A 10355-nucleotide genomic window follows, 5' to 3' on the forward strand; every position below is an offset into this window, starting at 1 on the left:
AACTCTACGTTTTCCTCTTAGAATAGCGGTTTTCGTCTTTAGTACGAAATCGGTTTTGCACGTGTTTTTTGCGTACGTTTTTTGGGCGGTAACCGCGGGACATTATGAATATTCTGAATCAAAAACTTGCTATCCGACTTGGCTTTGCTGGCCTCATCCCTTTTATTTTGTTGACGGCAGCTTGTTGGTTGGTACCAGTGGACTTACTCAATAATTTTGTTCGTGCTCAGCTTGCCTATGGTATTGCGATTTTGTCGTTTCTTGGTGGTGTGCATTGGGGCATCACGATTATGGCCAGAGGTGAAGACATTGAAGAGACCCGCAAAGCCTTAATCTGGGGTGTGATCCCGACGATTATTGCCTGGTGTTCTCTGGTGAATTTGCTGATTGGATTTTTAGTACAAGTAGTGGGATTTATTGCTGCTTACAAGATCGATAAAAAACTCTACCAAAGCTATGCTGTCCCGACCTGGTTTATTGATTTGCGCTTGCAACTTACCCGCGTGGTAGTCACTGCACAGATATTCACCTTCATCGCTGCGAATGTGCGCATTTAACTTCACTACACATAATTATTATCAGAAAGATCGTTGAGCATGGCAAAGACGACGCAAATTAAGAGACAAACAACAACACCAAGTCATAAAGCAGCACCAATTCAATATGCAATCGTGCCGAAAGATCTGGCAGGTCACGTATTTGAAGTCACGCTGGAAATCGCCCATCCAGATGCTGAAGGCCAGATCGTCAGCTTACCTGCGTGGATACCAGGCAGCTACATGGTGCGTGAATTTGCACGTAATATCGTGCAAATTAAAGCCACCTGCGAGGGTAAAAAAATCGCCCTTAAAAAGCTTGATAAACATACCTGGCAAGCTGCTCCTTGTAAGTCTGCACTGACTATCGTGTATGAAGTCTATGCCTGGGATTTATCTGTTCGCGCAGCGCATCTGGATCAATCGCATGGTTTCTTTAACGGTACCAGCGTATTTTTGAGTGTGCATGGCCAGGAATCGGTACCACATATCGTTGATATTCAACGCTCTGCCGATGTTGCCTGCAAAACCTGGCGTGTCGCCACATCCTTGCCGGAACTGAAAGCCAAACGCTATGGATTTGGTACTTATATCGCTGCCAATTACGATGAATTGATCGATCATCCAGTAGAAACCGGTGATTTTGCGCTTGCCAGTTTTGAGGCGCACGGTGTGCCACATGATTTTGTGGTGACCGGTAAAGTACCGAATATGGACATGGACCGCATGGTCGCAGACGTACAAAAAATTTGCGAAACCCAGATCGCCTTTTTTGAGCCGCGCACAAAAAAAGCCCCGATGGACCGCTATGTGTTCATGACCATGGTAGTGGGTGAGGGCTATGGAGGTTTGGAGCACCGCGCTTCAACTGCATTGATTTGCAATCGCAACGATATTCCAGTCAAGCACCAGCCAGAAATGAGCGAAGGCTACAAAGGCTTTTTGGGCTTGTGCAGTCATGAATATTTCCATACCTGGAACGTCAAGCGCATCAAACCCGCGGCATTTGCCAGCTATGATTTGCGTCATGAAAACTACACCAGTTTGTTGTGGCTATTCGAAGGCTTCACCAGCTACTACGACGATTTGATGCTGGTACGCGCTGGCACGATTGATGAATCAGCTTACCTGAAGCTGATTTCGAAAACCATCAATATGGTGACACGTGGCAGCGGCCGTTTAAAACAAAGTGTCGCTGAATCTAGCTTTGATGCCTGGACCAAATATTATCGTCAGGATGAAAACTCACCAAACGCCATCGTTAGTTATTACACCAAGGGTTCCTTGGTCGCATTGGGATTGGATTTGACGATACGTGCAGAAACACAAGGCAAAAAATCGCTTGATGATGTGATGCGTGCTTTATGGCAAAAATTTGGGCGTGATTTCTATAGCCGCAGCTTAAACGGTACACAGCAAGGTTTGCCTGAAAATGAGATCGAAGCATTGATCGAACAAGCAACTGGTGTGAATGTCCGTCGTTTTATCGACAAGCATGTACGCGGAACTGATGACGTGCCTCTGGCAAAACTCTACGCTGATTTTGGTGTAAATCTTGATGCTGGCGCTGCAAGCAAAAAAGCCAGCCTGGGCGTTAAGGTCGTACGCGATGGAAACGACTGCAAAATCGGCAATGCGTTCGAAGGTCGTGCCGCACATTTGGCTGGTTTGTCAGCCTTAGATGTGATCATCGCGATCAACGGTTTGCGTGTTACTGCTGCCGACGCAACTGATGGGCTCAACACGGCACTTGCTCGTTATCGTGTTGGTGAAGTGGTTGAGATTCACGCTTTTCGTCGTGATGAATTGCTGGTGGTGAAAGCCAAACTGCAAGCGGATGATGTGCCGACTAACCACTTAACACTGGAAGTTGCTCATCAAGCGGCATTGGCGATAGCACGTCCTACATATAAGAAGGCTGCGAAGCGTTAAGTTAATTGAGTTGATAAAAAAAGCCGTTTGCGTATCACTGCGCAAGCGGCTTTTTTGTATGCGGGAGTCACCGCCGTTGCAGATCGAACATGGAGCGGCGAGAGTTGCATTCGCCTGATCGTTTGTCCGTTTCAATCGTAATGTCGTTTTTGACTTTCACCGCTTTAGACAAATTGTTCCGACACGCAGTGACGGCACCCGTAGGGCAAAGTCTCAGCGTCGCCTTTCTTTTGCTTTCTTTTCTTTGGCGACGCAAAGAAAAGAAAGTGGCTGCCGGGCCACCCCCGGCTTGGTTCTACGAAGTGCGATCCACTTAGATTTGAAAGTCTCAAATTCGAAAATATAAGGGGGCTTGCACGCAGCACATAAAATCAAAAAAACAACTTCTGCAATTCCGCCCCAGGATTCTCCGCACGCATAAATGCTTCCCCCACCAGGAAGCTGTGGACATTCGCGTCACGCATACGCTTCACGTCTGCTGCATTCAAAATGCCTGACTCTGTGATCACCAATTTATCTTGTGAGATACGTGGTAACAAACCTAATGTTGTATCTAATGTGACTTCAAAAGTACGCAGATTGCGGTTGTTGATACCCAGTAGCGCGGTTTTTAATTTGAGTGCAGCATCGAGTTCTTCTGCATTGTGAACCTCAACCAAGACGCTCATTCCCAGCTCGTGTGCACAAGCTTCCAAATCCGCCATCAAGCCGTGATCCAAGGCGGCAACGATCAACAGTATCGCGTCGGCGCCCCATTTTCTGGCTTGATAAATCTGGTAAGGATCGATCATGAAATCTTTACGTAAAGCCGGAATAGCGCACGCTGCTCGTGCTTGCTGCAGGTACTCCGGCGCGCCCTGGAAGAAATTCACATCCGTTAATACAGACAAACACGCTGCACCATGTTGGGCATAGCTTTGTGCAATTTCTGCTGGTTTGAAGTCAGCGCGCAAAATACCTTTCGATGGTGATGCTTTTTTTACTTCGGCAATAACAGCTGCCTGACCTGCCGCAACCTTATTACGCAAAGCAGTTTCAAATCCGCGAATCTGTCCACGTGCATCGTGATCAGATTCCACTTCATCGCGCAGGCTGATCAGGGATTGATATTTCTTTGCGGCAGCGACCTCATCCTTTTTGACGTCGAGAATTTTATTGAGTATGTCTGACATATTATTTTCCGAGTTGCTGAGTGACGCTGATGAATTGTTGCAGTTTGGTGAGAGCCGATCCAGAGGCGATGGTTGCTTGTGCTTTCTTGACACCATCTGCAATCGAGTTGGCAACGCCGGCGCCGTACAACGCCGTACCGGCATTGAGTGCAACGATGTCGCGTGCCGGACCATCGACGTTATTCATCACTTCTAAGATTTTTTCACGTGATTCAACTGCACCTTCTACGCGCAGATTGCGATTGGACACCATTTGCAAGCCAAAGTCTTCAGGGTGAATATCGTATTCGCGGATTTCGCCATTCACTAATTCACCGACCATGGTTGGTGCGCCGAGTGAAACCTCATCCATATTGTCGCGACCCCAGACCACCAGCGCGTGTTGTGCGCCAAGGCGTTGCAGAACACGTACTTGAATACCCACCAGATCAGGATGGAACACACCCATCAAAATATTAGGTGCACCAGCCGGATTAGTCAGAGGGCCCAAGATGTTAAAAATTGTCCGTACGCCTAATTCTTTACGAACCGGTGCGGCGTGTTTCATTGCGCCATGGTGGTTAGGTGCAAACATAAAGCCGATGCCGGTTTGTGCGATGGATTGGGCAATTTGCTCTGGCTTGAGATTGATATTCGCGCCCAACGATTCCAGTACATCGGCGCTACCGGACGACGAAGACACACTACGCCCACCGTGCTTGGCGACGCGCGCGCCTGCTGCTGCTACGACAAACATCGAGGCAGTCGAAATATTGAACGTATTTGCCCCATCGCCACCTGTGCCGACGATATCAATCATGTTTTGCGTGTTGGCAAGTGGTACTTTGGTCGAGAATTCACGCATGACCTGCGCTGCGGCGGTGATTTCGCCTATGCTTTCTTTTTTAACCCGCAATCCCATGGTTAGCGCAGTGATCATCACGGGGGATAACTCACCGCCCATCAATTGGCGGAATAGATACAGCATTTCATCATGAAAAATTTCACGGTGTTCGATCAGACGTGTTAATGCTTCTTGTTGAGAAATGGTCATGATGCAGTTCCAGTCAAAAAGTTTTTCAGCAAAGCATGGCCATGCTCAGACAAAATGGATTCAGGGTGAAACTGTACTCCCTGCAAATCAAATTCTTTATGGCGTACGCCCATGATTTCACCGTCATCAGTCCAGGCGGTTACTTCTAAGCAATCTGGCAAACTGGCACGCTCAATGGCCAATGAGTGATAGCGAATAATCGTGTAAGGACTTGGCAAGTCTTTAAAAACACCGACGCCCGTATGTGCAATGACAGACGTTTTGCCATGCATAACTTGTTTGGCGCGAATGATGTTGCCACCAAACGCTGCACCTATACTTTGATGCCCAAGGCAGACGCCCAGAATGGGGATTTCTCCGGCAAAACGTTCAATCACTGGGATGGAAATGCCTGCTTCATGCGGTGTACATGGACCAGGAGAAATGCAAATACGATCAGGTTTTAGGGCTGCGATTTCTTCCAGTGTGATTTCATCGTTGCGGAAGGTGCGCACATCTTCACCCAACTCGGCAAAATACTGCACGAGGTTATAGGTAAAGGAATCGTAGTTGTCGATCATTAATAACATTTAAATTTCTCCATCCAGGCCATCTTGTACTTGTTCCGCGGCACGCAATACGGCGCGGGCTTTGTTTTCTGTTTCTTGCCATTCCATTTCTGGCACTGAGTCGGCAACGACACCAGCGGCAGCTTGCACGTACAACATGCCGTCTTTCAACACACCTGTGCGGATGGCGATGGCTAAATCCATTTCGCCGCCGAACGACAAGTAACCACAGGCGCCACCATAGATGCCGCGTTTGACAGGTTCCAGCTCATCAATTAATTCCATCGCGCGGACTTTGGGAGCCCCTGACAACGTACCCGCCGGGAAGCTGGCTTTGAATACATCCAAATTCGTCAAATGTGGCTGCAAAATACCTTCTACATTAGAAACGATGTGTTGCACATGCGAGTATTTTTCAATCACCATCTGATCGGTGACTTTGACACTGCCTGTGGTAGCGATACGGCCGATATCATTGCGGGCTAAATCGATCAACATGACGTGTTCGGCAATTTCTTTTGGATCGGCTAATAATTCTTTAGCGAGTTCTGCATCGCGCTCAGGTGTGGCACCGCGTGGGCGGGTGCCAGCGAGTGGGCGGATCGTGACTTTTTTACTGCCGTCATTGAGTGTTTCGTTGCGGACTAAAATTTCTGGTGACGCGCCAATGATTTGCATATCGCCGAAATTATAGAAATACATGTACGGTGACGGATTTAAAGAGCGTAATGCACGGTACAAAGAAAGCGGCGAATCGACATACGGCTTCTTGATACGCTGACCCACTTGCACTTGCATCAAGTCACCCGCCATGATGTACTCTTTAGCTTTTTCTACCGCTTTTAAGTAATCTTCTTTGGCGAAATCACGGATAGATTCGGTACGCACAGACGCTGAAGTGACAGGAGCATCGACGCTACGGCGTAACATCGCGCGTAAGTCGCGCAGGCGTTGTCGGGCTTTTGACCAGGCTTCTGGCTGGGTGGGATCGGCGTAGACAATCAGATACAGCTTGCCAGAAACATTATCGATGACGGCCAATTCTTCGGTCAGTAGCAATTGAATTTCAGGCAAGCCCAAATCATCTTTTGGTGCTTTACCTGCCAACCGTTTTTCGACATGACGTACCGCGTCATAGCCAAAATAGCCAGCCAGACCGCCGCAAAAACGTGGCAGACCAGGGCGCATCGCTACGTTGAAACGACCCTGAAATTCAGCGATAAAGTCGAGTGGATTTTTTTGATGTGTTTCAACCACTTTTCCATCAGTGACGACTTCAATCTTGTCGCCAAAGCTACGCACCAGCGTTTGCGCTGGTAAGCCGATAAACGAGTAGCGGCCAAAGCGTTCGCCACCCATCACGGATTCGAGCAGGAAGGTATTTTTTCCGGCCTTTTGTGACTGAGCGAGTTTTAAATATAGCGTCAGCGGGGTTTCCAGATCAGCGAATGCTTCCGCAATCATCGGAATACGGTTGTAGCCTTGCGCGGCCAGCGATTTGAATTCGAGTTCGGTCATGGTTTTCTTTCAGCCGCCAGCCTTAGCTCCAGATGCACGTGGTGTGCTCTATGCTGTAGTTCAGCGATACGGGCAACAATGCACGCATCAGAAGTAGGGGCGGATAAATTAGATTGATAAAACAAACAAGAAGATGTGCTGAGGATGTGCACAGCCACTCGCGGCATTCTGAGATTAAGAGAATTGCCAGCGTCGCCATAGCCAGGCCTCAAAGGCGCCTGGTGTCATTGTCGGACGTTTGTTATCGAGAAACATTCGTGAGTGGAATGAGGTGAAATTAATTGGTTATTTTGTATTACGGTTTGCTGCCAGCAGTTGTGCTGCTTCCAACAAGGTTTCGACTATACCATCACTTTGAATATTTTGTATAGCTTCACCGTGGTTGTAACCATACGGTACCGTCAGCACCGGGCAACCAGCTGCTCGGGCAGCTTGCGCGTCGTTACTGGAATCGCCAATGGCAACAACCTGTGCTGGTGGCAGGCCAAATAACTTGCAGACCTCTGACAAGGGCATGGGGTCTGGTTTTTTACGTGGAAAAGAATCGCCGCCAAAAATCACTTCAAAATATCCGGAAAGGCCTTTCTTTTGCATCAAAGGACGGGCAAATGCCAATGGCTTATTGGTCACGCAAGCCAATCGCAAACTTTGTGCACGCATTGCTTGCAAACCCGCAATGACATCTGGGTAAAGCGTGGCTTGATCGCCATTGATTGCCAGATAATGGCGTTGATAAGACCCCATCGCTGCGTTGAAATGCTGACGACTTTGTTCTGCATCAAAATCGATTGCTAATACTTGTTGAATCAAGTGCTCAGAACCTTTGCCTACCATGGTTTTGATCATATCCAGGCTGATCGGTGGCAGCGCAAATTCAGCGCGCATACGATTGATCGCCATCAGAAAATCAGGGGCCGTGTCGAGCATGGTGCCATCGAGATCAATGATGAGTGCCTGGATATCAGAAAACATAGTCAATTTTTGCAGAAAGGGCGAAGATTAATGCTTCAGGGACGCTTAGTATTGACGGGCTTCGTGGCGGCTTTTTGCCCTGAAGCCCGCATTAATACTCAAGTTTGGTGTGAATATGCTGGTTTTGCTCAGATGTTGCTCAACTCTGAACGCATTGCGTCAATCACCGCTTTGTAATCTGGCTTACCAAAGATAGCCGAGCCAGCGACAAATGTATCCGCACCAGCGGCAGCGATTTCGGCGATATTGTCAATTTTGACGCCACCATCGACTTCTAACAGGATATCTCTTCCTGATTCATCAATCAGTTTGCGAACAGCAGCGATTTTTTTTAGAGTGTGCGGAATGAATGACTGACCGCCAAAGCCCGGATTGACTGACATGAGCAAAATAATATCGAGTTTATCCATCACGTGTTCGAGCACACTGAGCGAGGTGGCTGGATTTAACACCAGACCTGCTTTGCAACCGTGGTCGCGGATTAATTGCAAGCTGCGATCAATGTGCTCAGAACCCTCTGGATGGAAAGTAATGATATTTGCCCCAGCTTTAGCAAAATCCGGAATGATACGATCAACAGGTTTCACCATCAGATGTACATCGATAGGCACTTGCACATGCGGGCGGATGGCCTCACATACCAATGGGCCGATGGTCAGATTAGGAACGTAATGATTATCCATCACGTCGAAGTGGATCATATCCGCGCCGGCAGCGACAACGTTGCGTACTTCTTCACCCAAGCGGGCAAAATCAGCGGAAAGAATACTAGGGGCAATGCGGTAGGTAGTCATAGTGTAGGTCGTGCAGATGGAAGATATGCTATTTTACCTTGCGTCTCTCGTGCCGTCTCAGCATTCCTCTGGCACAATGGTGTTTTGCTGTCAGATGCACAAAATGCATTTTAAAACATAGATGGCAACAACAAATGAGTTTGTATCAACGCCGATCATGATCGGTATCAAAGAGCCAATAGGGGCAAACATGGCAGCATACGAAATGAGCGTCACCGTAGTGACTAAATATTTACAGGAACAGTCTGATCCTGCGCAGGACAATTTTGTGTTTGCTTACACAATTACAATCAAAAATACAGGCACTGTCGCCGCGCAAGTCATTTCACGCCACTGGGTCATTACTGATGCTAAGAATCAAGTGGAAGAAGTGAAAGGTCTGGGTGTCGTCGGGCATCAGCCCTTCTTACCGCCGGGGCAAAGTTTTGAATATACCAGTGGCAGTTCATTAAAAACCCCGCAAGGTAGTATGAAGGGGGAGTATTTCTGTGTCGCTGAAGATGGGCATCGTTTTGAGGCTGAAATACCCGAATTTGTCTTATCGCTGCCACGCACCCTGCATTGATTTATTCAGGCTTTTTGTTTGTAGGCTTACGTTTTGGTCGTATTTTATTTGTTTGTTCCGGTTTGCGACCAGAAAACATGGTCCACCAAACGAAGAAAATCAACAGACCTAAAGCAAAGCCAGCTTCCAGTACCAGTATTAACATTGCAGACATATCGAGTATCTTTAGTTCAGATATTAAATTGAGTTATCGGTAGTAGCGGATTAAATCGCCGATTAAATAGCAAATAATTCAGCACGTACTTATCACACACTATATAGGAGTATTTATGGAATTCGAATGCATCATTGTAGAAGCCAAAGATAAAGTTGGTTTAATTACCTTAAATCGTCCAAAGGCATTGAATGCCCTGAATGATCAATTAATGACTGAATTAGGTCACGCTTTGAAGAGCTTCGATAAAGATGAAGCGATCCAGTGTATCGTGATCACCGGCAGTGAAAAAGCTTTTGCCGCTGGCGCTGATATTGCTGCCATGGCGAACTACACGTTCATGGATACCTATAAAGAGGACTATATCACTCGCAATTGGGAAACGATTCGTCAGATTCGTAAGCCAGTGATAGCCGCGGTTGCAGGATACGCTTTGGGTGGTGGGTGTGAATTAGCGATGATGTGCGATTTCATTATTGCCGCTGACAATGCGAAGTTCGGTCAACCAGAAATCAAATTGGGTACTTTGCCTGGCGCTGGTGGTACGCAACGTTTGCCACGTGCTATCTCAAAATCCAAAGCCATGGACATGTGCCTGACTGCTCGTATGATGGATGCGGTCGAAGCAGAGCGTGCAGGTTTGGTTTCACGTGTTGTTCCATTGGATAAATTAATGGAAGAAACGTTGACCGCAGCCAATACGATTGCTGGCATGTCTTTGCCTATCATTATGATGATCAAAGAATCCGTGAACCGCGCATACGAAACAACTTTATCCGAAGGCGTGCATTTCGAGCGGCGTTTATTCCAGGCGAGCTTTGGAACGGAAGATCAAAAAGAAGGCATGAAAGCGTTTATGGAAAAACGTCCTGCGGCGTTTAAAAATCAATAACAATCTAAATTATTTTCATATTCCCTTGCTTTCATGGGGCGAACTTTGCTATAGTTCGCCTCCCGCTAAAACGGGAAGCAAGAAGAAGGCAGCAGCCAGGTAACTCCGGCGGTTTGATCAGGTAGAAATGACGCGAAAGCGACATGTTTCACCAGAAAGAACAGCAAAAGCAATCAGGGAGTTGACAGGGTAAATAAAGTGCTGCATAATCTCGCTTCTCTGCTGCAAACGAACACAAC

Annotated in this window: 11 protein-coding genes; 4 read left to right on the forward strand and 7 right to left on the reverse strand. The window is 47.4% G+C overall.

What is annotated here, in order from left to right:
- The first annotated feature begins 104 nt into the window (after nt 1-104).
- A complete protein-coding gene (locus H8K32_RS19305; protein ID WP_186914196.1) occupies nt 105-557 on the forward strand; it encodes a DUF3429 domain-containing protein in 453 nt (150 codons plus the stop codon).
- A 39-nt stretch (nt 558-596) separates the two neighbouring features.
- Nucleotides 597-2468 (forward strand): M61 family metallopeptidase, encoded by a 1872-nt coding sequence (locus H8K32_RS19310; RefSeq protein WP_186914197.1) that lies wholly within the window; start codon nt 597-599, stop codon nt 2466-2468.
- A gap of 371 nt (nt 2469-2839) precedes the next feature.
- Here the strand turns inward: H8K32_RS19310 and trpC are convergent, their stop codons facing one another.
- The 6 genes from trpC to rpe all read right to left on the reverse strand — a co-directional run bounded on the left by trpC (nt 2840) and on the right by rpe (nt 8505).
- On the reverse strand, nt 2840-3640 hold the full coding sequence (gene trpC, locus H8K32_RS19315; protein ID WP_186914198.1) for an indole-3-glycerol phosphate synthase TrpC: 801 nt from the start codon (nt 3638-3640) through the stop codon (nt 2840-2842).
- A 1-nt stretch (nt 3641) separates the two neighbouring features.
- Nucleotides 3642-4673, reverse strand: a complete 1032-nt coding sequence (gene trpD / locus H8K32_RS19320) for an anthranilate phosphoribosyltransferase (RefSeq protein WP_186914199.1) — start codon at nt 4671-4673, stop codon at nt 3642-3644.
- Nucleotides 4670-5242 carry an anthranilate synthase component II gene (locus tag H8K32_RS19325; protein WP_186914200.1) on the reverse strand — a complete coding sequence of 191 codons (573 nt, stop codon included), beginning with the start codon at nt 5240-5242 and terminating at the stop codon, nt 4670-4672. The genes trpD and H8K32_RS19325 overlap by 4 nt, the downstream gene beginning before the upstream one ends.
- On the reverse strand, nt 5243-6739 hold the full coding sequence (gene trpE, locus H8K32_RS19330) for an anthranilate synthase component I (protein WP_186914201.1): 1497 nt from the start codon (nt 6737-6739) through the stop codon (nt 5243-5245). It lies immediately after the preceding gene.
- Nucleotides 6740-7024: 285 nt separating this feature from the next.
- Nucleotides 7025-7711: a phosphoglycolate phosphatase gene (locus H8K32_RS19335; protein WP_390312045.1), complete on the reverse strand. Its 687-nt coding sequence runs from the start codon at nt 7709-7711 to the stop codon at nt 7025-7027.
- A 128-nt stretch (nt 7712-7839) separates the two neighbouring features.
- Entirely contained in the window at nt 7840-8505 is a 666-nt protein-coding gene (rpe, locus tag H8K32_RS19340) for a ribulose-phosphate 3-epimerase (RefSeq protein ID WP_186914203.1), read from the reverse strand.
- Nucleotides 8506-8695: 190 nt separating this feature from the next.
- On the opposite strand from rpe, the gene apaG reads away from it, so the two are divergent.
- Nucleotides 8696-9070 (forward strand): Co2+/Mg2+ efflux protein ApaG, encoded by a 375-nt coding sequence (gene apaG / locus H8K32_RS19345; protein ID WP_186914206.1) that lies wholly within the window; start codon nt 8696-8698, stop codon nt 9068-9070.
- A gap of 1 nt (nt 9071) precedes the next feature.
- On the opposite strand, the gene H8K32_RS19350 is transcribed toward apaG, so the two are convergent.
- Nucleotides 9072-9224, reverse strand: a complete 153-nt coding sequence (locus tag H8K32_RS19350; RefSeq protein ID WP_186914208.1) for a hypothetical protein — start codon at nt 9222-9224, stop codon at nt 9072-9074.
- A gap of 115 nt (nt 9225-9339) precedes the next feature.
- Between H8K32_RS19350 and H8K32_RS19355 the strand changes: the two genes are divergently transcribed.
- On the forward strand, nt 9340-10116 hold the full coding sequence (locus tag H8K32_RS19355) for an enoyl-CoA hydratase (protein ID WP_186914204.1): 777 nt from the start codon (nt 9340-9342) through the stop codon (nt 10114-10116).
- Nucleotides 10117-10355: the final 239 nt, after the last annotated feature.

This window comes from Cognatundibacterium jejuense, from assembly GCF_014284255.1.
Lineage (GTDB): Bacteria > Pseudomonadota > Gammaproteobacteria > Burkholderiales > Burkholderiaceae_D > Undibacterium > Undibacterium jejuense.